16 protein-coding genes and 2 pseudogenes are annotated in these 21,319 nt (G+C 68.8%); 7 read left to right on the forward strand and 11 right to left on the reverse strand.

Annotation, left to right across the window (positions count from 1 at the left end; genetic code table 11):
- Positions 1 to 3: 3 nt before the first annotated feature.
- The 8 genes and pseudogenes from mutL to K343_RS25375 form a co-directional block, all read right to left on the reverse strand.
- Positions 4 to 1,839, reverse strand: coding sequence for a DNA mismatch repair endonuclease MutL (gene mutL / locus K343_RS0109200; protein ID WP_028007824.1), 1,836 nt, complete (start codon positions 1,837 to 1,839; stop codon positions 4 to 6).
- 117 nt (positions 1,840 to 1,956) lie between these two features.
- Positions 1,957 to 3,234, reverse strand: a complete 1,278-nt coding sequence (gene serS, locus K343_RS0109205) for a serine--tRNA ligase (protein WP_028007825.1) — start codon at positions 3,232 to 3,234, stop codon at positions 1,957 to 1,959.
- A 61-nt stretch (positions 3,235 to 3,295) separates the two neighbouring features.
- Positions 3,296 to 3,646, reverse strand: coding sequence for a DUF190 domain-containing protein (locus K343_RS0109210; RefSeq protein WP_051278105.1), 351 nt, complete (start codon positions 3,644 to 3,646; stop codon positions 3,296 to 3,298).
- 7 nt (positions 3,647 to 3,653) lie between these two features.
- Complete coding sequence (gene crcB, locus K343_RS0109215; RefSeq protein WP_028007827.1) at positions 3,654 to 4,037, reverse strand: fluoride efflux transporter CrcB; 384 nt, start codon at positions 4,035 to 4,037, stop codon at positions 3,654 to 3,656.
- 106 nt (positions 4,038 to 4,143) lie between these two features.
- Complete coding sequence (locus K343_RS0109220) at positions 4,144 to 5,478, reverse strand: replication-associated recombination protein A (RefSeq protein WP_028007828.1); 1,335 nt, start codon at positions 5,476 to 5,478, stop codon at positions 4,144 to 4,146.
- A 109-nt stretch (positions 5,479 to 5,587) separates the two neighbouring features.
- Positions 5,588 to 6,226 (reverse strand): outer membrane lipoprotein periplasmic chaperone LolA, encoded by a 639-nt coding sequence (lolA, locus tag K343_RS0109225; protein WP_028007829.1) that lies wholly within the window; start codon positions 6,224 to 6,226, stop codon positions 5,588 to 5,590.
- 84 nt (positions 6,227 to 6,310) lie between these two features.
- Positions 6,311 to 7,989, reverse strand: a pseudogene (locus K343_RS0109230) (DNA translocase FtsK); the annotation flags it as partial.
- A 211-nt stretch (positions 7,990 to 8,200) separates the two neighbouring features.
- Positions 8,201 to 8,839: pseudogene (locus K343_RS25375) on the reverse strand (DNA translocase FtsK 4TM domain-containing protein); the annotation flags it as partial.
- Positions 8,840 to 8,931: 92 nt separating this feature from the next.
- Between K343_RS25375 and K343_RS0109235 the strand changes: the two are divergent.
- The 4 genes from K343_RS0109235 to infA all read left to right on the forward strand — a co-directional run bounded on the left by K343_RS0109235 (position 8,932) and on the right by infA (position 11,352).
- Positions 8,932 to 9,264: a hypothetical protein gene (locus K343_RS0109235; RefSeq protein WP_028007831.1), complete on the forward strand. Its 333-nt coding sequence runs from the start codon at positions 8,932 to 8,934 to the stop codon at positions 9,262 to 9,264.
- 352 nt (positions 9,265 to 9,616) lie between these two features.
- Positions 9,617 to 10,360, forward strand: a complete 744-nt coding sequence (gene aat, locus K343_RS0109240; protein ID WP_028007832.1) for a leucyl/phenylalanyl-tRNA--protein transferase — start codon at positions 9,617 to 9,619, stop codon at positions 10,358 to 10,360.
- The gene (locus K343_RS0109245; RefSeq protein WP_028007833.1) at positions 10,357 to 11,079 is read left to right on the forward strand and encodes an arginyltransferase; all 723 of its coding nucleotides are present in this window, start codon (positions 10,357 to 10,359) and stop codon (positions 11,077 to 11,079) included. Before aat ends, K343_RS0109245 begins: the two co-directional genes overlap by 4 nt.
- 54 nt (positions 11,080 to 11,133) lie before the next feature.
- Positions 11,134 to 11,352: a translation initiation factor IF-1 gene (gene infA, locus K343_RS0109250; protein ID WP_028007834.1), complete on the forward strand. Its 219-nt coding sequence runs from the start codon at positions 11,134 to 11,136 to the stop codon at positions 11,350 to 11,352.
- A 157-nt stretch (positions 11,353 to 11,509) separates the two neighbouring features.
- On the opposite strand, the gene clpA is transcribed toward infA, so the two are convergent.
- From clpA to K343_RS0109265, 3 genes are all read right to left on the reverse strand, one after another.
- On the reverse strand, positions 11,510 to 13,789 hold the full coding sequence (clpA, locus tag K343_RS0109255) for an ATP-dependent Clp protease ATP-binding subunit ClpA (RefSeq protein ID WP_028007835.1): 2,280 nt from the start codon (positions 13,787 to 13,789) through the stop codon (positions 11,510 to 11,512).
- Positions 13,790 to 13,870: 81 nt separating this feature from the next.
- Complete coding sequence (clpS, locus tag K343_RS0109260) at positions 13,871 to 14,194, reverse strand: ATP-dependent Clp protease adapter ClpS (protein WP_028007836.1); 324 nt, start codon at positions 14,192 to 14,194, stop codon at positions 13,871 to 13,873.
- Between the two features lie 114 nt (positions 14,195 to 14,308).
- Positions 14,309 to 16,537: a CHASE2 domain-containing protein gene (locus K343_RS0109265; RefSeq protein WP_028007837.1), complete on the reverse strand. Its 2,229-nt coding sequence runs from the start codon at positions 16,535 to 16,537 to the stop codon at positions 14,309 to 14,311.
- 174 nt (positions 16,538 to 16,711) lie between these two features.
- Between K343_RS0109265 and gspC the strand changes: the two genes are divergently transcribed.
- Genes gspC through gspE form a run of 3 tightly spaced genes read left to right on the forward strand, consistent with a single transcriptional unit; the run spans position 16,712 to position 21,239 of the window.
- On the forward strand, positions 16,712 to 17,581 hold the full coding sequence (gspC, locus tag K343_RS0109270) for a type II secretion system protein GspC (protein WP_028007838.1): 870 nt from the start codon (positions 16,712 to 16,714) through the stop codon (positions 17,579 to 17,581).
- Positions 17,582 to 17,613: 32 nt separating this feature from the next.
- Positions 17,614 to 19,758 (forward strand): type II secretion system secretin GspD, encoded by a 2,145-nt coding sequence (gspD, locus tag K343_RS21540; RefSeq protein ID WP_043112441.1) that lies wholly within the window; start codon positions 17,614 to 17,616, stop codon positions 19,756 to 19,758.
- A complete protein-coding gene (gspE, locus tag K343_RS0109280; protein ID WP_051278106.1) occupies positions 19,758 to 21,239 on the forward strand; it encodes a type II secretion system ATPase GspE in 1,482 nt (493 codons plus the stop codon). The genes gspD and gspE overlap by 1 nt, the downstream gene beginning before the upstream one ends.
- Positions 21,240 to 21,319: the final 80 nt, after the last annotated feature.

The raw sequence follows: 21,319 nt of genomic DNA on the forward strand, positions 1-21,319 counted from the left end.
CGTTCAGCGTCCGCGCAGGAACAGCCGGTCCAGCTCGGCGACTGTGATCTGCACCCAGGTCGGCCGGCCGTGATTGCACTGGCCGGCGAGTTCCGTGCGCTCCATGTCGCGCAGCAAGGCGTCCATCTCGGCCAGCGTCAGGCGGCGGTGCGCCTTGATCGCCGCCTTGCAGGCGACGTCGGCGAGCACGCGGTGCTGTGCGTCGAGCGCCTCGCCGAAATGTGAAGCCGTCTCGCGGCGCGTCTCGTCGCCGGCGAGTTCGCGCAACAGCGCACCGACATCGCTACGTGCCAGCAGCGGCGGTACCGCGCGCACGAGGATACTGCCGGGCCCGCTGCGGTCGAAGTCGATGCCGTAGGCGTGCAGCTGCTCGCGCCGCGCTTCGAGCGCGTCGGCCTCGTCCTCGGCCAGCGTCACCACTTCCGGCACCAGCAGCGCCTGCGCCGGAATGCCGCCGTCGGCGAGCTGGCGCTTGAGGCGTTCGTAGAGCACGCGCTCATGGCCGGCATGCGCATCGACCAGCACCAGGCCGTGATCGTTCTGCGCGAGGATGTAAATGCCGTGCACCTGCGCGAGCGGCGTGCCGAGCGGCCGGTCGTCCACCGGCGCCGGCGCCGGCTCGATGCCGACCGCCGATGCCGCGGCAACCGGCGCGTAGGCCGGCGACGGCGGCTCGCGCAGATCGAGCCGTGCCGGCGGCCGCCAGGCCGGCGGCGACACGGCCTCGCGGGCGACGTAGCCGGGCAGCACACCGGCACTCGCCGCACTCGCCGCCGGCGGCGCCGCGGCAGCAGACGCTTCGGAGCCGGCGAATGTGACCTGATGATGCCGTTCCGGCTCGGGCCGCAAGCGGCGCAGCAACTGGTGCACCGCGCCGAACAGCAGGTCGTGCACGCGCGCGGCATCGCGGAAGCGCACCTCGGTCTTCTGCGGATGCACGTTGACGTCGACCGCCGCCGGATCGAGTTCGAGATAGACGACGTAGGCCGGATGGTGCGTCGAGTGCATGGCGTCGGCGAAGGCGCGCTTGAGGGCGAACGCCATCAGGCGGTCGCGCACGAGGCGGCCGTTGACATAGACGTACTGCAGGTCGGCGCTCGGCCTCGCGAAGCTCGGCAGACCAATCCAGCCGTGCAGACGCATGCCGAGCCGCGCCTCGTCGATGGCCACCGACGCAGCGACGAAATCGTCGCCGCAGATCGCGCGAATGCGCGCCAGCCGGCCTTCCTCACCGGCCGCCGGCGTCAGGTCGAAGATGCGGCGGTTGTTGTGGCGCAGCGAGAAGCCGACGTCGAAGCGCGACAGCGCGATGCGCGACAGCGCCTGCTGGATCTGGCGGAACTCGGTGGCTTCCGATTTCAGGAACTTGCGCCGCGCCGGCGTGTTGAAGAACAGGTCGCGGACTTCGATCGTCGTGCCGAACGGATGCGCGGCCGGCCGCGGCTGCACGCCGTCGATGTGTCCGGCGCCGGCCAGCTCCCAGGCGTGATCGGCCTCGGCGGTGCGCGAGGCGAGCCTGAGCCGCGACACCGACAGAATGCTCGGCAGCGCCTCGCCGCGAAAGCCCAGCGTCGCGACGCGCTCGAGATCGTCGAAGCTCGCGATCTTGCTGGTCGCGTGCCGCGTCAGCGCCAGCGCCAGCTCGTCGCGGCCGATGCCCTTGCCGTCGTCGCGGATGCGGATCAGCCCCGCCCCGCCCTGCTCGATCTCGACTTCGACCGCACGCGCACCGGCGTCGAGGCTGTTCTCGACCAGCTCCTTGACGACCGCAGCCGGGCGCTCGACGACTTCGCCGGCCGCGATCTGATTGACGAGCGTGTCGGGAAGAACGCGGATCATCGTGACAGTCTATCGTTCATCGTCATGGCGCAGCGCCGCGACACCGCGCGCGCAGGCTGCGGATTCCGGATGGCGTCGCCGGCGCTACGGGCGCCTCACCATGGCGCTGGGCATGCCTTACAGCCGGGCGATGCGCTCGATGCCGCCCAGGTACGGCTTCAGCGCATCGGGAATCGCGATCGAGCCGTCGGCCTGCTGGTAATTCTCGATGATCGCCACCAGCGTACGGCCGACCGCGAGGCCGGAGCCGTTGAGCGTGTGCACCAGCTCGGTCTTCTTCGTCTCCGGATGGCGATAGCGCGCCAGCATGCGCCGCGCCTGGAAATCCTCGCAGTTCGAGCACGAGGAAATCTCGCGATAGCGGTTCTGGCTCGGCAGCCAGACTTCGAGGTCGTAGGTCTTGGCGGCGCCAAAGCCCATGTCGCCGGTGCACAGCGCCAGCACGCGGTACGGCAACCCGAGCTTCTTCAGGATCGTCTCGGCGTGGCCGGTCAACTCTTCGAGCGCGGCGTACGACGTCGACGGCTCGACGACCTGCACCAGCTCGACCTTGTCGAACTGGTGCTGACGGATCATGCCGCGCGTGTCGCGGCCGGCCGAACCGGCCTCCGAACGGAAGCACGGCGTGTGCGCGACCCACTTCTTCGGCAGCTCGTCGGCGGCGAGGATCTCGTCGCGGACGAGATTGGTCACCGGCACCTCCGCGGTCGGGATCAGCCGCCAAGGCTGCTCGCCCTTGAGCGCGAACAGGTCCTCGCCGAACTTCGGCAGCTGGCCGGTGCCGCGCAGCGTGGTGTCGTTGACGATGTACGGCACATACAGCTCTTCATAGCCGTGCTCGCGCGTGTGCACGTCGAGCATGAACTGCGCGAGCGCGCGATGCAGGCGCGCCAGGCCGCCGCGCAGCACGGTGAAGCGCGCGCCGGTGAGCTTGGCGGCGGCGGCGAAATCCATCAGGCCGAGCGCCTCGCCGAGGTCGGCGTGGTCCTTGGCGCCTTCGGCCGGGCGCGGCGTGCCCCAGCGGCGCACTTCGACGTTGTCGTTCTCGTCGCGGCCGTCCGGCACCGAGGCGTGCGGCAGGTTCGGCAGGCGCGCGAGGAAATCGTCGAACTCGGCCTGTAGCGCGGCGAGCTGGCTCTCGATCTCGGCGAGGCGCACCTTGATGCGATCCATGTCGGCGAGCACCGGCGAGGCGTCCTCGCCCCTGGCCTTGGCCTGGCCGATGCGCTTGGAACCAGCGTTGCGTTCGGCCTGCAGCTGCTCGGTCTCGACCTGCAGCGTCTTGCGGCGCGATTCGAGCTCGTTGAAGCGCGACAGATCGAAGACGAAGCCGCGGCGCGCGAGCTGCGCGGCGACCTGCTCGGGCTGGGCCCGGAGTAACTTGGGATCGAGCATCGGAAAGACGGGTCGGCGTGGGGCCCGGCATTGTAGCCGAGGCCACGCTCCGGCCGAGACGCTAGGCGCCGGTGACGCCGAACTCGACTTCGCTGCAGCAGTAGAACAGCGACAGACCGGCCTCGGCGATCGCCTTGAGCAAGGCGTCACGGCCGGCGGCGTCGAGCACGAAGCCGACTTCCATCGGCAGCTCGCCGGCCAGCTCGAAGAAACCCTCGTCGCGCAGCGTGCCGCGGCGGCCATAGCCGGCAGCGGCGCGGATCACGGACCCGCCGCGCACCTGCAGCGCGCGTGCCGTGTCGAGCAGCCAGTCGTAGGTCGGCCGGCCGTCGTGGCGATCCTTCTCGGATACGAAGACGCGCAGGTACCAGCCTTTGCGCGGCGCGTCGCCCGGCTTCGTCGTTTCGTCCATGTCCGCCTCAGGCCTTCAGGCCGTTGTAGGTCGCGATGCCGAGCAGGGTCATCAGCAACGAGCCGCCGAGATGCAGGCCGATCGTCGCCAGCGCCCAGCCGTACTGCTCACGCAGCAGCAAGGTGCTGGTCTCGGCCGAGAATGTCGAGAACGTGGTCAGGCCACCGAGAAAGCCGGTGGCGAGCAGCAGGCGCAGCTCCGGCGGCAACGTCTGGTGATGCGCGAACAGCGCCATCGCCAGCCCCATCAGATAGCCGCCGAGCAGGTTCGCTGCCAGCGTGCCGAACGGCACGGTCGGGAACAGCGGGTTCAGCCACAGGCCGAGCAGCCAGCGCAGCCAGGCACCGCAGGCGGCGCCGATGCCGACCATCACGAATCCGGAACCGCTCATGAGCCTCCTCGGGCGAAAATGCACAGCCCCCGTATCGAGCCGTGCCGCGCCAAGCATGCCATCTCCAGACGCAGGCGCGCAGGCCTGCAGCCCGGCAAGCGGCGTATCAGCGCGTCTTGCGCGCGGCGCGCAACTGCGCGAGCCGTTCGCCGATCTTGATCTCGAGGCCGCGCGGCACCGGCGCGTACAGCTCGGTGCCGAGCAGGCGATCCGGCAGGAACTGCTGGCCTGCCGCCACGGCGCCCGCTTCGTCGTGATCGTAGCGATAGCCCTGGCCGTAGCCGAGGTCCTTCATCAGCTTGGTCGGCGCGTTGCGGATGTGCATCGGCACTTCCAGCGTACCGGTCTGCTCGACCAGCGCACGCGCCGCGTTGTAGCCGGCGTAGACCGCGTTGCTCTTCGGCGCGCAGGCCAGATAGACGACGGCGATCGCCAGCGCCAGCTCGCCTTCCGGGCTGCCGAGACGCTCGTAGGTGTCCCAGCCGTCGAGGCACAGGCGCTGCGCGCGTGGATCGGCCAGGCCGATGTCCTCGATCGCCATGCGCGTGATGCGGCGCGCCAGATAGGCGGCGTCGACGCCGCCGTCGAGCATGCGCGCGAACCAGTACAGCGCTGCGTCCGGATCGCTGCCGCGCACGCTCTTGTGCAGCGCCGAGATCTGGTCGTAGAAGTTCTCGCCGCCCTTGTCGAAGCGGCGCAGGCCGCGGCCGATCAGCTTGTCGAGCACCTGATCGTCGCGGCCGGCTTCGGCGCGGCCGAGTTCGACCGCGGTTTCGAGCAGCACCAAGCTGCGCCGCGCGTCGCCGTCGGCGGCCTCGGCGATGCGATCGAGCCAGCGCGCCGGCAGTGCGTCGGCCGCCAGGCCCAGGCCGCGTTCGGCATCGCTCAGCGCGCGCACCAGCAGATCGCGGATCGCGGTCTCGTCGAGGCCGCGCAGCACGAACACGCGCAGCCGCGACAGCAGCGCCGCATTGAGCTCGAACGAGGGATTCTCGGTGGTCGCGCCGATCAGCGTGATCGTGCCGTCCTCGACGTACGGCAGCAGCGCGTCCTGCTGGCTCTTGTTGAAGCGGTGGATTTCGTCGATGAACAGCACCGTGCGCCGCGGCGCAAGCCCCTGGCGCAGCGCCTGCGCATGGGCGACCGCCTCGCGGATGTCCTTGACGCCGGCGAGCACCGCCGACAGCGTCAGGAACTCGGCATCGCTGTACTGCGCGAGCAGGCGCGCGAGCGTGGTCTTGCCGACGCCCGGCGGCCCCCAGAACACCATCGACGGCACGCTGCCGGCCTCGAGCAGCACGCGCAGCGGGCCGCCGGCGCCCAGCAGGTGATCCTGGCCGACGACCTCGTCGAGCGTGCGCGGCCGCATGCGCTCGGCCAGCGGCTGCGCCGGATCGGGCCGGCGTCCGCCGGACGTCGACCCCGGCGAACGCCCGGTCATGGAGGGCTGCGCCGGCGTGCGATCAGCCACGGGCAGCCTCGCCGGCAACGGCGTCGCGAAGGGCCGAAGGGGTTTCTCCGGAGAAGGTGCCAGCGTCGCTCACGGCGCCTTAACGCCCCGCCCCGTCGTCGATCACTTCCGTGCCCTTCGGCGGCGTGAAGCGGAACAGCGCGGCATCGAGCTTGACGCCGGTCTTGATGTCGGAGAAGCGGATGTCGGTATTGCCGCCGAGCGCATCGAAGAACTGCATGCGCTGCGGCACGCCGTTCTTCAGCCACAGTTCGATCGACTGGAAGTCGCTGTTGACCTCGCCGCCCTTGGGCCTGAGGCGGACGACGTCGGCGCCCTCCTTCTGCCCGCCGGATTCGACGGTGAAGGCGTCGCCGAGCAGCGAGCGCTGCGCCAGCAGCGCCGCCGGCGTGCCTTTCAGCACCTGATCGGCCGGACGCACCGTCACCTGCGCGAGATCCGGCTCGTAGTTCCAGATCTTGTTGCCGTCGCAGACCATCAGCTGCTCGTACGGTTGGTCGTAGCGCCAGCGGAAGCGTCCGGGGCGCGACAGGTCGAAGGTGCCGCTGCGCTGCGCCAGCACCTCGCCGTGCTCGTCCTTCTGCGTCTGCTCGAAGCGCGCGCTGAGCGTCTGCGCGCCGTCGACGAAGCGCCGGAGCGCGTCGTCGGCCGGACCGGCATGGGCCTGCGCGCCGCACAGCGCGAGGACAGCGAACAGCAGGGTCGACAGCTTCTTCATGGAGGGAACCCGGTGAAAGGACGCGCCACTATCGGCGGCGGCGCTGAATCGGATCTGACTCCGCGCAAGATCCCGGACGACGCGTCAATCGCGTCCGCCCGGGGCGAGGATCTCGCGGTTGCCGCCGGGGCCGCTCGGCCCGACGATGCCGGCTGCCTCCATCTGCTCGACCATGCGCGCGGCACGGTTGTAGCCGATCTTGAGACGGCGCTGCACCCAGGACACCGAGGCCTTGCGCGTCTCCAGCACCATCGCCACCGCCTGGTCGTACAAAGGATCGGCCTCGGCGTCATCGCCGCTGCCTTCGGCCGGACCGGACGGCGCCTCGTCGGCGCAGATTTCCTCGATGTAGCGCGGCTCGCCGACCTGCTTCAGATAGGCGACCACCTTGTGCACCTCGTGATCATCGACGAACGCGCCGTGCACGCGGTCGAGCCGGCTGGCGCCGATCGGCCGGAACAGGCCGTCGCCGTGACCGAGCAGCGTCTCGGCACCCTGCTCGTCGAGGATGGTGCGCGAATCGATGCGCGAGGCGACCTGGAACGCGAGGCGCGACGGGATGTTGGCCTTGATCAGGCCGGTGATGACGTCGACGCTCGGCCGCTGCGTGGCGACGATCAGGTGGATGCCGGCGGCGCGCGCCTTCTGCGCGATGCGCGCGATCAGCTCTTCGACCTTCTTGCCGACGACCATCATCATGTCAGCCAGCTCGTCGATGACGACGACGATATGCGGCAGCGGCTGCAGCGGCTCGGCTTCCGGCACGCCCGCTTCCGGATCGAACAGATCCTGGCTGCTGTTCTTCAGCGGGTCGCGGATCGGCTCGCCGCCGGCGGCGGCCTCCTCGACCTTGCGATTGAGACCGGCCAGATTGCGCACGCCGAGCGCCGACATCAGGCGGTAACGCCGTTCCATCTCGGCGACGCACCAGCGCAGCGCGTTGGCGGCATCCTTCATGTCGGTGACGACCGGCGTCAGCAGGTGCGGAATGCCCTCGTAGACCGACAGCTCCAGCATCTTCGGATCGACGAAGATGAAGCGCACCTGATCGGCGGTCGCCTTGAACAGCATCGACAGGATCATGCCGTTGATCGCCACCGACTTGCCGGAGCCGGTGGTGCCCGCGACCAGCAGATGCGGCATCTTGGCCAGATCGCCCGCCATCGGATTGCCGGCGATGTCCTTGCCGAGCGCCAGCGTCAGCGGCGACGCGGAGTTGCGGTACGCGGGCGAGTCGATGATCTCGCGCAGCATCACCATCTCGCGCTTCTGGTTCGGAATCTCCAGACCGACGACCGACTTGCCTTCGATGACCTCGATGACGCGCACGCTCGACACCGACAGCGAGCGCGCCAGATCGCGCGACAGATTGGTGATCTGCGAGCCCTTCACGCCGGGCGCCGGCTGGATCTCGAAGCGCGTGATGACCGGCCCCGGCGTCGCCGCGACGACTTGCGCCCTTACGCCGAACGATTCGAGATGGCGCTCGACGTCGCGCGACAGGCGCTCGAGTTCCTCCGGCGTGTACTGGCGGCCGGACGGGCGCGCCGGATCGAGGATCGTCAGCGGCGGCAGCGGATCGCCGTCGAAGGCCGGCACCTCGACCGCCTCGGCCTTGCGGACCGGCGCCGCCGGACGGGGCGCCGGCGCGGGCGCGGGCATCGGCGCAAGCGCCGGCGCCGCCGGCGCCTCGTGCAGCAGGCCGAGCTGCTCCTCCTCGGAGCCGAGCAGCGACGGCGCCTTGCGCTTGCGCTTCTCTTTCGCCGGTGACGTTTCCTCGAAGACCGGCGTGCCGAACAGCGGTTCGATGCGCGCGGCCGGCTCTTCCTTCTCCTTGCGGCGTCTGGCCGGAGCACGTTCGGACTCGGCGACGATCGGCAGTTCGCCGTCCTCGCCGTCGGTGCCTTCGGCCAGCCGCGCCGGCCTCTCGATGCGCCGTGCCGCCAGCGCGAAGACCCAGCTGCCGACGCGATCGAGGATGTCGAGCCACGAAAAGGTCAGCGCCAGCGGCGCGGCGACGATCACCAGCGTCAGCAGCAGCAGGCTGCTGCCGAAGCCGCCGAGCACCGAGACCAGACCGCGCGCCACCGCCTGACCGGCGATGCCGCCGCTGCCCTGCGGCGCCCAGCTCGCCGAGGCCCCGATGTGCTGCGAGGCCAGCGCCGCCAGCCCGACCAGCAGCACGGCCCAGGCCGCGACGCGCACGCCGCGCGGCATGCGCGCGCCCGGCGGAGCCTCGCTGAAGATGCGGATGCCGATCAGCAGCACCGCCCACGGCAGCAGAAAGGCCACATAGCCGCACAGCGACAGCAGCACGTCGGCGATCCACGCCCCGACCGGCCCTGCCAGGTTGCGGACCGGCTCGCCGCTGCCGGACGAGGACCAGCCCGGATCGTTCGGATTGAAGCTGGCGAGGGTTACCAGCAGGAACAGCGACAGGCCGAGGCAGCCGAGCAGCGCTGCCTCGCGCGGCAGGCGCTCGAGCCAGCCTGGCCCGGCGGCTTCGTCGGTGGCGTGCGGTTTGGCTTTGAACATGCGTGAGATTTCGGGATGCGGCATGGCGCGGAACCCGCGCCGGCGGGCCTGCGGCGATCGGGGCAGTATACCGGTCATGCTCCCCTGCGGCCGAGACTTGAAAGCCGGCGCGAAACCTTCATATTGAAAGCGTGTCCAAAGTTTCACGAGCGCAAGCCGACATCAAAGCCATGAGCCATATTCGCCATTTCGTCCTGACGCCGGAAGGCGGCATCCGCGAATTCACTGCCGATCAGGCGGCGCTAATCGCCGCCGGTTCCGACCGCCTGCCCGAATTCGCCGGGCGCGACCTGCGCTACCTGCAGCTGACGCTGCAGGACAACCGCAACAGCGGCGAACTCAAGATCCAGACCGCCGGCGCGCGCATCCATTTCGACAACGAAGGCCGCATGACCGAAGCCGGTCCACCGACCGACGCCGAGCCGATCACGCATTTCGAGCACGACGCAGTCGTGCAATGGGTACTCAAGGACGTGCCGGCGGCAGCGCCGACTTTCCACTAGGGCCTGTTAACGCCAAGAGCGTCGCTGTGGCCGAGTCCGTTTTGCCGCAGCGCAAGGAACGAGGAGCGCGATGTACTGGACGTACATGAGCGACGAGAGACGTCGCGATGCGGCAAAACGGACCGGTCCCTTCGGGATGCCGCTTGGCGAGCCGCCATGCGGCGTTGCGGTCCGCTTCTTGGGAATCACCCAAGTGCGCGGCCCGCGCCTAGCCTGGCGACTCGCCAGGCAGCACCACAGCGACGCTATTGGCGTTAACAGGCCCTAATCCGACCGCGTGCCGGCGCGCATTCCCGCCGGCACGCGAGCTGCGTATGCTAGCGGTGCACCGTAGGAGGCCCGCTTCGCGACGATGGAAAGCCCGATCCGCCTGCACTGGCTGGACCCGCGCAATCCGCACCAGCCGTTCCCGCCCGTGCACCTGGCGATGCGCGATCCGAACGGTTTGCTGGCCATCGGCGGCGATCTTTCGACGACCCGGCTGCTGCGCGCCTACCGGCAGGGCATTTTCCCCTGGTACAACCCCGACGAGCCGATCCTCTGGTGGTGCCCGGACCCGCGCACGGTGCTGCACCCGTCGGGCCTGCACGTCTCGCGCAGTCTCGGCAAGACCGTGCGCCGCAGCGATTACGCCCTCAGCTTCGACCGCGCCTTCGGCGAGGTGCTGGCCGCCTGCGGCGGCGAACGCGCCAAGAGTCGCGGCACCTGGCTCGGCCCGGACATGCGCGCCGCGTACGGCGATCTGTTCCGCAAGGGCCACGCGCACAGCGTCGAGGTCTGGCGCGACGGCCGGCTGATCGGCGGCCTCTACGGCGTCGCCATCGGACGCGTGTTCTTCGGCGAGTCGATGTTCTCGCATGCGACCGACGCTTCGAAGCTGGCGCTGTACTGGCTGTGCCGGCAGCTGGAGCGCTGGGGCTTCGAGCTGATCGATTGCCAGGTCAGCTCCTCGCACCTGCTGAGCCTCGGCGCGCAGGAGGTGCCGCGCGAGCAGTTCCTGCGCCAGCTGGCGCAGGCGACCGATGCCGGCGCGCTGTCGCCGGTCTGGCGCTTCGACGACGCGCCGGCCGACCCGCGCCACGGACCGTCGCCATGACGCAATCCCTGCGCCTGTTCCTCAGCACCGAGCATGCCTGCGGCTACCTGCCCGGCCTGCTCGCGCGCAGCGCCTTCGTCGACCCGGAGGCCGGACTCGGCCCGGGCCACTACCAGCGCCTGCTCGAACTCGGCTTCCGCCGCAGCGGTGATCACACCTACCGTCCGCACTGCCGCGACTGCACACGCTGCGTGCCGGTGCGCATCGACGTGCGCCAGTTCGGCGCCGACCGCGGCCAGCGCCGGTGCTGGCGCGACAACGCCGATCTGCAGCTGACGATCGAACGCCGCCTCGGCGACGAACACTACGAGCTGTATCGCCGCTACCTGCAGGCGCGGCACGCCGGCGGCGGCATGGACCCGCTCGACCGCAAGGCCTTCCACGCCTTCCTCGAATGCTCGTGGCTGGACGTGCGCTACTGGTGCTTTCGCGAACGCGGCGAACTGCGCAGCGTCGCCGTCGTCGACCACCTGCCGCAGGCCCTGTCCGCCGTCTACACCTTCTTCGCCCCGGAACTGCGCGAACGCGGTCTCGGCACGCTCGCGGTCCTGGCGCAGATCGAACAGGCGCGCAGTTCGGGCCTGCCGCATGTCTATCTCGGCTACTGGGTCGAGCACAGCCCGAAGATGGATTACAAGCGTCGCTTCCGACCGCTGGAGGCCCTGCTCGGCACCCAGTGGCGCGAGCTGACGCCGGTTCGATCGGTCGCCGCGGGTTGATGTGGCGGGGTGCTTTCCCGATAATGCCGCCCTTCTAAGTAAATCGAAGGGCGTATGGCGAAGGAAGATCACATCGAGATGGCGGGCGTCATCCTGGAGACGCTGCCGAACACGACGTTTCGCGTGAAGCTGGAAAACGGCCACGTCGTCGTCGCGCACATCTCGGGTCGCATGCGCAAGAATTACATCCGCATCCTGACCGGCGACAAGGTCAAGGTCGAACTGACCCCCTACGACCTCACCAAGGGCCGCATCACGTTCCGGGATAAGTAGTCGTCCGAACCGCGTGGAGAGTCCACGACGCGCAGCGTCGGGGATCCTGGCGTCGTGAGGACGACCGTCGTGCACGCAGCACGACGAGACCGAAACGAACCGCCGCGCCAACAAAAAGCCCGCCTTCCGGCGGGCTTTTTCGTTCCAGTCGCGATCCTCAGACCGGTTCGAGCTGCGTCGGCTTCTCGCGTGCCTCGATCTCGAAGGCGAGCTGGTCGCCCTCGCCGAGCAGCACGTGCACACGACCGCCGTTGACCAGCTTGCCGAACAGCAGCTCCTCGGCGAGCGGCCGCTTGAGGCTTTCCTGGATCACGCGGGCCATCGGCCTGGCGCCCATCTTGACGTCGTAGCCGCGGTCGGCGACCCACAGCCGCGCCGACTCGTCGACGTCGAGCTGCACGTTCTTCGCCGCCAGCTGCTCCTCGAGCTGCAGGATGAACTTGTCGACCACGCGCAGGATCTCGCGCCGTTCCAGCGGCGCGAACTGCACGATCGCGTCGAGGCGGTTGCGGAACTCCGGCGTGAACATCTTGCGCATCACCTCCATCGCGTCGGTGGTGTGGTTCTGCTCGGCAAAACCCATCGAGCGACGCGACGATTCCTCGGCGCCAGCGTTGGTCGTCATCACCAGGATGACGTTGCGGAAATCCGCCTTGCGGCCGTTGTTGTCGGTCAGCGTGCCGTGGTCCATGACCTGCAGCAGCAGGTTGAAGACATCCGGATGCGCCTTCTCGATCTCGTCGAGCAGCACGACGCAGTGCGGGTGCTTGATGACCGCCTCGGTCAGCAGGCCGCCCTGGTCGAAGCCGACATAGCCCGGCGGCGCGCCGATCAGGCGCGACACGGTGTGGCGCTCCATGTACTCGGACATGTCGAAGCGGATCAGCTCGATGCCGAGCAGCTGCGCCAGCTGGCGCGTCACCTCGGTCTTGCCGACGCCGGTCGGACCGGCGAGCAGGAAGTTGCCGATCGGCTTGTCCGGATTGCCGAGGCCCGAGCGCGACAGCTTGATACTCGAAGTCAGCTGCTCGATCGCGGCGTCCTGACCGAAGATCACCAGCTTGAGGTCGCGCTCCAGCGTCGCCAGCTTGTCGCGGTCGTTGCTCGATACGCTCTTCGGCGGGATGCGCGCGATCTTGGCGACGGTTTCCTCGATGTCGCGGACCTGTACGGTCTTGCGCTTCTTGCTCTCCGGCAGCAGGCGCAGGCGCGCCGCCGCCTCGTCGATGACATCGATCGCCTTGTCCGGCAGATGGCGGTCGGTGATGTGACGGACCGACAGCTCGACCGCCGAGCGCAGCGCGCCGCGCGTGAACTGCACCTGATGGTGCTCCTCGAAGCGGGCGCGCAGGCCCTCGAGGATCTTCACGGCGTCGTCGACGCTCGGCTCGCCGACGTCGATCTTCTGGAAACGGCGCGCCAGCGCGCGGTCCTTCTCGAAGATGCCGCGGTATTCCTGATAGGTGGTCGAGCCCATGCAGCGCAGCTCGCCGGAGGCCAGCAGCGGCTTGAGCAGGTTCGACGCGTCCATCACGCCGCCGCTGGCGGCGCCGGCGCCGATGATCATGTGAATCTCGTCGATGAAGACGATCGAGCCCGGCCGCTTCTGCAGCTCGTTGATGACGGCCTTGAAGCGCTTCTCGAAATCGCCGCGGTACTTGGTGCCGGCGATCAGCGCGCCGAGATCGAGGCTGTAGACGACCGCATTCTTCAGCAGGTCGGGAACCTTGCCTTCGACGACCAGCCAGGCCAGACCTTCGGCGATCGCGGTCTTGCCGACGCCGGCCTCGCCGACCAGCAGCGGGTTGTTCTTGCGCCGGCGGCACAGCGTCTGCATGACGCGCTCGATCTCGAGATCGCGCCCGATCAGCGGATCGATGCGGCCTTCCGCGGCCCGCTCGTTGAGATTGACGGCGTACTGCTCCAGCGCGCTCTGCGTCTGGCCCTTGTCTCCGCCTTCCTCGCCGCTCTCGGCATCCGGCGCCTTGTCCGGCTGCGAGGAGCCGTTCTTGGCGATGCCGTGCGAGATGAAATTGACGATGTCGAGACGCGACACGCCCTGCTCGCCGAGCAGATAGACCGCGTGCGTATCCTTTTCCGAGAAGATGGCGACGAGCACGTTGAGCGTCGACACCTGCTTCTTGCCGGCCGCCTGGACGTGATAGATCGCCCGCTGCAGCACGCGCTGGAACGACAGCGTCGGCTGCACTTCGTGCTTCTCGACGTCCTTGATCGACTGGATGTGGTTGCGAATGTAGTCCTTGAGCGCGACCTCGAGCTTCTCGGTGTCGGCACCGCTGGAGCTCAACGCTTCGGCGACGTGCGTGTCCGACAGCAGGGCGAGCAACAGGTGCTCGACCGTCAGCAGCTCGTGCCCTTCCATCCGGGCCGAAACGAAAGCCGCATCCAGCGCCTTCTGCAGTTCTTCGCTAAGCATCCGCGACCTCCGCGCGCGAGCGCGATACCACGTTCGTGAAACCAAACATACCCTGACCGGCCAGGCCGCGCACGATCAGGCTCAGGCCTGCTCCATGACAGTCAGCAGCGGATGCTGATTCTTGCGCGCGTAGGCGTTGACCTGCGCCGTCTTCGTCTCAGCGATCTCCGCCGGAAACACCCCGGCGACACCGCGTCCCGCCGTATGAATCTCCAGCATGATCTGTACCGCTTTCTCACGGGAGTGGCGGAAGAACTGCTGCAAAACCTGGACCACGAATTCCATCGGCGTGTAGTCATCATTGATCATGATGACCTTGTATTGCGGCGGCGGGGCCAGCCGGGGCTTGGCCTCCTCGATCGCCAGACCCTGACCGGAATCGCCGCGTTTGACCTCGTTGCTCATGGTGCCAGTTTACCGTCGTCGCTCCATTGTGGGGGCGTCGGCAGGCAACTCAAGCAGCCGCCGGAAAGCCGCCGGCGACCGTCCGTCGCGACGTCCGGGAGCGGGCCGCAGAGGCTACTTGTGGTCGAAGGTGAAGGCGCCGTCCCAGCCCGGCCCCGGCGGGTGCCGGCGCAGCCAGGCGATACGCTCGAGGAACAGCGCATAGACCGGATGCGGCCGCTCGCCCCGCGCCAGCAGCGCGAACTCGCGCTCGGCAGTATCCCACTGCTGCGCGCGGTAGAGCTTGAGCGCACCACGATGGCGGGCCAGATCCTGGCGCAGCCCCGGATCGAGCGCGTCCTTGGGACCGAACGGCTCGTAGATCGCGACCGGCGCCTGCTTGCCCTTGACGCGGACGTAGTCGAGTTCGCGGAACGCCCAGTCGCCGGGCGCCGCATCGCGGGTCGACTGCGTGCAGAGGATCGACACCCCGTAGGCCTTGGTCAGACCCTCGACGCGCGAGCCGAGGTTCACGGCGTCGCCCATCACGGTGTAGGCGCGCCGGAACGCCGAGCCCATGTTGCCGACGCTCATCTTGCCGCTGTTGAGCCCGACGCCGATCTCCAGCCGCGGCCAGCCGCGCGCCGCGAACTCGGCGTCGAGTTCGCGCACCGCGCGCAGCATTTCCAGGCCGGCTTCGAGCGCGTGCAGGCCATGTCCGGGATCGGCGAGCGGCGCGCCCCAGAACGCCATCACCGCATCGCCCATGTACTTGTCGATGGTGCCGCGATGTTTCTGGATGACGGCGGTCTGCCGGCTCAGGAAGGCGTTCATCAGCGCCGCCAGCTCGCGCGCGTCGAGACGCTCGGAAATGCTGGTGAAGCCGCGCACGTCGGAGAACAGCACCGTCATCTCGCGGCTCTCGCCTTCCATCGAGATCTCGCCGCCGCGCTCGGCCATTTCGGCGACGATCTCCGGCGGCACGTACTCGCCGAAGGTCTTGGAAATGCTGCGCGCGCGTCGCGATTCGATGAAGTAGCCGTACAGCAGGTGGGCCATGAACAGGGTCAACGTGAACAGCACCGGCACGCCGAGCGGCACGATGAAATCGGCGCCCTGCCACAAGGCCAGCGCCAGCGCGATCAGCGCGCCGACCAGGCCGAAGCCGAGCAGCGAACTCCAGGCCGCGCCCAGATGCGAGAACGCCCAGGCCAGGATCAGCGCCACCGCCAGCAACAGCAGCGCCTCGATGCCGTCGTAGTACGGCGCCTTCTGGCGGATGCCGCCATTGAGGATGCCGTCGACCAGATTGGCGTGCACCTCGACCCCGGCAAAGACCTTGTTGACCGGCGTCGAGCGCAGATCGAGATAGCCGGCGGCGGTCGCGCCCATCAGCACGACGGCGTCGCGCAGCAGGTCCGGCTCGGCGACCGCGCCGCGGATCACGTCGGTCGCCGACACGTAGCGGAACGTACGGTTGTCGCCGCGGTACGGCACGTAGGCGGCGGCCTGGGCATCGACCGGCACCGTACGGTCACCGACGCGCAGGCGCTCCAGATGCAGCGAGGTGCGCACCTCGGGCGGATCGAACTCGAGGCTGACGGGCACATCGCCGAGCGCCCGCCGCGCGACCGCCAGCGCCAGCGACGGATAGACCGCCCCCTCGTAGGCCTGCAGCAGCGGCACGCGGCGGTAGACGCCGTCGAAATCGACGCTCGGATTGTCGAAGAAGCCGCAGTCCGGCACCGCCTCCTGCAGCACCGGCACGTTGCCGCCGGCGCCGCGTGCCGCGACGAAGCGCACGTCGTAGAGGCGCGCGCTGGCGGCATCGAGCAGCGGTGCGCACAGGCGGCCGGTCAGCGCCGGCTCGCCCGGATCGAGGCGCGGCTTGAAGAAGCTGCCGAGCACCACCGGCCGGCCACGCAATGCCGCCGCGAAACGGGCGTCGTAATCGAGATCGGCAGCGATCGCCGCGCGGCGCTCGGCCAGCCCCGGCAGATCGGCCAGCACGCCGCCGGCGAGCTGACGCCACAGCCGTTCCGCCTTGTCATCGGCCTCGGCGAAGACGATGTCGAAACCGAGCACACGCACGTGGTAGCGGTCGAACAGCTGCTCGACCAGAACCGCCAGCTTGTCGCGCGTCCACGGCCATTGGCCTTCGGCGGCCAGGCTTTTCTCGTCGAGATCGACGATGACGATCTTCGGATCGGCCCGATCCGGCATCGTCAGCATGACGCGGGCGTCATAGGTGAACGCCTCGACGACGTCGAGCAGGCGCAGCGGCAGCACGCGCGCGGTGTGCAGCAGGAACAGCGCGAACACGACGGCGCTGATGCCGGCGCGGATGCGCGTACGTGGCGACATGATCTTCCCCCCAACCCCGGCGCCGGTCGGCGGCGGGCGCGACGCAGGCTACTGAATGCCGCCCCGCGGCCGCAAATGCGGCCGGCGCCGCGCGCTCCGGAATTCGGGTTAGGGTGCAATCCCTTACCAAGATCGGCTATTTCCTTTCACGTAGCGCAGGTATCATCGGCCCTCATGACCTTCAGTCCCTCGCTGCAATCCCTCGGTCGCCTTTACGAACAGCACGGGCGCAAGCTGCCGCCGCTCGCGGTGCTGCTGCTCGTGGTGGCCGTCGCGTATCTGGCGGCGCAGCTGGTCTGGGCTCTGATGCCGGTCCCCGAGGCCGCCCGCTGGCAGGCGCCGCCGCTGCCGCCGCCGGCGACGTCCGCGCGCGCCGAAACCAATGTTCAGGCGCTTGCCGATGCGCACCTGTTCGGCGCCTACCAGCCCGCCCCGAGCGCGCAGAACGCTGCGGAAGCCCCGGACACGCGCCTGTCGCTGACCCTGCTCGGCATCCTTTCGGCGACTGCCGAGAACGAGTCGCGCGCGCTGATCGGCAGCTCGGACGGCGAGGAAAAGCCCTATGCGATCGGCGACGACGTGATCCGCGGCGTGAGCCTCCAGGCGATCTTCCCCGACCGCGTCGTGCTGTCGCGCAACGGCACGCTGGAGACGCTGCGACTCAACAAGGACACGCCGAGTACGGCCGAAGCGCCGCCACCGCGCGGCGCGGCCGGCGCCGGCGGCGATACCGCGCAGATGCTGAGCCGCATCCGCGACGAGGTGATGAGCGATCCGAGCAAGGCCTCGCAGTACATCCGCGTGCAGCCTGCCAACGTCAACGGCCAGCTCAAGGGCTTCCGCATCTATCCCGGCCGCGACCGCGGTGCGTTCAACCAGCTGGGCCTGCGTCCGGGCGATCTGGTGACCTCGGTCAACGGCGTACAATTGGACGATGGCCAGAAGGCCCTGCAGATGCTGACCGATCTGTCCAAGGCCAGCAGCGTATCGCTGACCGTCGAGCGCGGCGGCCAGACCCAAACCTTCAACGTGACCCTCAATTGAATATGAAGCTCCGCAGACCTCTCGTTTGCGCGATGGCGGCGCTCGTCTGGCTGGCCGCCGGCCCCGCGCATGCGGACATCACCCTCAATCTGAAGGACGCGGACATCAATACGCTGATCGCGACCGTCAGCGACGTCACCGGCAAGAACTTCATCGTCGACAGCCGCGTGCGCGGCAAGGTGACGGTGATCTCGGCTTCGCCGATGAACTCCGACAGCCTCTACGAAACCTTCCTCGCGGTGCTGCAGGTCAACGGCTTTGCGGCGATTCCGTCGGGCGGCGCGATCAAGATCGTGCCGGACGCCAACGTGAAGTGGGAAGGCGGCGCCTATACCTCGGACGGCACGCGCCTGGCCCGCGATGAAGTCGTCACCCATGTGTTCCAGCTGCAGAACGTCAGCGCCTCGCAGCTGGTGCCGATCCTGCGCCCGCTGATGCCGCAGTGGGCGCATCTGGCCGCCTATCAGCCGAACAACACCCTGATCGTCGCCGACCGCGCCGCCAACGTGGCACGTCTCGGCGCGCTGATCCGGCAGATGGATCAGGCCGGCGACCGCGACATCGAGAACATCAAGCTGCAATACGCTTCCGCCGCCGACGTCGTGCGTACGCTGACGACGATGACGCAGCAGGACAAGCAGGCCGATCCGGCGAGCAAGCCGGCGACCATCATCGCCGACGAGCGCAGCAACAGCATCCTGATCGGCGGTGACAAGGCCGATCGCGCGCGCCTGATCGCGATCGTCCGTCAGCTCGATGTCGAACTGCCGGACGGCGGCGCGACGCAGGTCGTCTACCTGCGCTACGCCAGCGCCGAGAACCTCGCGCCGATCCTCGAAGGCTACGCCCAGCAGGTCAAGCAACAGCAGCAGCGCAGCACCGCCGGCACCGCCGCGGCGACGCCGGCGGCGGCCAGCAGCGCGTCCGGCGGCGGCAACGGCGACGCCCGCGTGCTCGCCGACAAGGACACCAACGCGCTGATCATCACCGCCCCGCCGAAGGCGATGCGGCAGATCCGCGACGTCATCGCCCAGCTCGACATCCGCCGCGCGCAGGTGCTGGTCGAGGGCATCGTCGCCGAAGTCAGCGCCAACAAGCAGAAGGAAATCGGCGTCGACTGGGTCGCCTACGACCCGAACCACGTCGCCGCGGCCGGCATCCTCAACAGCAGCACGCAGAGCGCGCTGTCGCGCCTCAGCAGCGTGACCACTTCCACGAGCACCAGCACCTCCGCCTACGCCTCGGCAGCCGCGTCGCTGATCGGTTCCGGCGGCACCATGGTGGTCGGCGCCACGACCGGCTCCGGCGGCATCTACGGCGCGCTGATCCGCGCCCTGAAGAGCGACGGCGACACCAACGTGCTGTCGACGCCGTCGCTGGTCACGCTCGACAACGAGGAAGCCAAGTTCTCGGTCGGCCAGGAAGTGCCGTTCCTGTCGGGCAGCTACTCCAATACCGGCACGTCGTCGGTGTCCGGCTCGGTCAACCCGTTCCAGACGATCGACCGCAAGGACGTCGGCCTGACGCTGTCGGTGACGCCGCAGATCAGCGAGGGCGACACCGTCAAGCTGAAGATCAACCTCGAGATTTCGGGCATTGCCAGCGGCGCCGCCGGCTCATCGAATCTGATCACCAACAAGCGCACGCTGAGCAACGTCGTCAGCGTCGAGGACGGTCAGATCCTCGTCATCGGCGGCCTGATCGACGACCAGATCCAGGCCTCGAAGAGCTCGATCCCGCTGCTCGGCGACATCCCGCTGCTCGGCGCCCTGTTCCGCAGCAACTCGATCAAGAAGAGCAAGCAGAACCTGATGCTGTTCATCCGGCCGTCGATCCTGCGTCAGGACACGCAGATCGAGTACTACTCGCGCAAGAAGTACGACAACGTCCGGCAGTCGCTGATCGACGCCGCCAGCGGCACCGACTATCCGCTGCTGCGCAGCTTCGACACCTGGCGCGGCGACCGCCCGCCGCAGACGGCGCCGGCCCCGACGACGTCGGCGCCACCCGCCGCGAGCCCGACGATGCCGCCGATCGAAATCGCGCCGTCGGCGACGCCGCCCGCCGGTACGCCGGAGCCGGGCGCCGCCGAACCCCAGCCGCCCGCTTCGCAGCCCCCCGCACAGGCCCCTGGCGCGATCCCGGCACCGACGACCGAGCCGTCGCCGACCCCATGATGGACACGCTGCGGCGCCCGCCGTTCACGTTCGCCAAGCGGCACGGCCTGATCGTCACCGAAGACCTCGGCGACCATGTCATCGCCGTCGCGCGCCCCGGCGTCGCGCTCGACGCGGTGCAGGAAACGCGCCGCTTCGTCGGCCGCCCGCTCAAGCTGCAGTCGGTGTCGGCCCAGGAGTTCGACGCACTGCTGTCGCGCACCTACGAAGGCCAGACCGCGGCGACCGCGAGCCTGATGGACAGCCTGCAGGACGACGAGGCCGATCTCGACGCACTCGCCCAGGCGTTGCAGGACAACCAGGATCTGCTCGAATCCGACGACGACGCGCCGGTCATCAAGTTCATCAACGGCCTGCTCGTCGAGGCGATCCGCGAGAACGCTTCCGACATTCACATCGAAAGCTTCGAGAGCCGCCTGCAGATCCGCTTCCGCGTCGACGGCGTGCTGCGCGAGGTGATGGCGCCGCCGCGCCAGCTCGCACCGCGTCTGGTCTCGCGCATCAAGGTCATGGCCAAGCTCGACATCGCCGAGAAGCGCCTGCCGCAGGACGGCCGCATCTCGCGCGCGTTCGGCGGCCGCAAGGTCGACGTGCGCGTGTCGACGATCCCGACCGGCGTCAATCAGGAACGCGTGGTGATGCGTATCCTCGACAAGCAGGCCGAGAAGCTCGACCTCGAACAGCTCGGCCTCGACGCGCATTCGATCGCCGCGCTCAAGCGCATCATCCACCACCCCTACGGCATCCTGCTCGTGACCGGTCCGACCGGCTCGGGCAAGACCACGACGCTGTATTCCGCGCTGTCGGTGCTCAACGACCGCTCGCGCAACATCATGACGGTCGAGGACCCGATCGAGTACTACATCGACGGCGTCGGCCAGACCCAGGTCAACACCAAGGTCGAGATGACCTTCGCGCGCGGCCTGCGCGCGATCCTGCGCCAGGACCCGGACGTGGTGATGATCGGCGAAATCCGCGACCTCGAAACCGCCGAGATCGCGGTGCAGGCCTCGCAGACCGGCCACCTCGTGCTGTCGACGCTGCACACCAATACCGCGGTCGGCGCCGTCACGCGCCTGCGCGACATGGGCGTCGAACCGTATCAGCTGTCGAGCTCGCTGATCGGCCTGATGGCGCAGCGTCTGGTGCGCCAGCTGTGCCGGCACTGCAAGGAACCTTACGAGGCCAGTGCCGCCGAGAAGGAGCAGCTCGACCGCGACCCGGCGCAGCCGCTGACGCTGTTCAAGCCGGTCGGCTGCCCGGCCTGCCGCCATACCGGCTACCTCGGCCGCACCGGCGTGCACGAAGTCATCGAGGTCGACCGCAAGCTCGAGGCGATGATTCACGACAACGCCTCCGAGCAGCAGCTCGAAGCCTACGCGCGCTCGCAGGGCCCCGGCATCCTGCAGTCGGGCCGCGACAAGGTCGTCGCCGGCCAGACCACGCTGCGCGAAGTCCTGCGCGTGACGATCGAGGACTGAAGATGCCTGCGTCGCCGCCTCGTCCCGATGCCGGCCGCGCCGTCGCGTCGGCGCCCGCCACGACCGGGCGCGGCTGACGC

The organism is Solimonas flava DSM 18980 (assembly GCF_000426685.1).
GTDB lineage: Bacteria > Pseudomonadota > Gammaproteobacteria > Nevskiales > Nevskiaceae > Solimonas > Solimonas flava.